At 37.6% G+C, this 631-nt stretch carries 1 protein-coding gene; it reads left to right on the plus strand.

Translation table 11 applies throughout. The annotated features are described in order from the left end of the window. Window positions 1-48: 48 nt before the first annotated feature. A partial coding sequence (locus F6K54_RS08730) for a polyketide synthase dehydratase domain-containing protein (RefSeq protein WP_293076574.1) occupies window positions 49-631 on the plus strand: 583 nt, incomplete at its 3' end.

The following is a 631-nucleotide window of genomic DNA, read 5'->3' on the forward strand; positions in this document are numbered from 1 at the left end:
TAAACAATAGAAGTCAAACAACATTATCAAAAATTTCAACAAGTAGGGATAGACTACGGGAATACCTTCCAAGGCATCCAAGAATTGTGGTCAGGTTCAAACCAAGCATTAGGTTATATCAAACTCCCCGAAGAATTGATAACACAAACAAACGACTATCATTTCCATCCAGCACTATTAGATGCTGCCTTGCAAGTAATGTCTCATGCACTGCCAGCAACGGATAATGACAAAACTTATCTGCCAGTAGGAATAGAACAATTTAGAGTATATAAGAATCCAGGGCTGAGTCTATGGGCATATGTATCAGTAACCATTCCCGAAGTGGAAACTCCAGAAAGTTTGACTGCTATTGTCACCATAGTAACTCCAGAAGGAGAAATAATTGCCAACCTCAAAGGTTTACAAGTCAAACTAGCAACAAAACAGACCCTACTGGGAACAGAAACCGAATCAATAGAAAATTGGTTATATGAAGTAGAGTGGAGAAACAAAGGTATTTTAGGTAAACTACTACCACCAGATTTCCTCATACCTCCTATACAAATCAACCAAAAATTAACTCCTACTCTGACAGAATTAGTAACTCAAGTAGATAATGAAACAACAGCGTCTTTTGAAACAAGCTTAG

It is taken from the genome of Okeania sp. SIO3B5 (genome assembly GCF_010692555.1).
Classification (GTDB): domain Bacteria; phylum Cyanobacteriota; class Cyanobacteriia; order Cyanobacteriales; family Microcoleaceae; genus Okeania.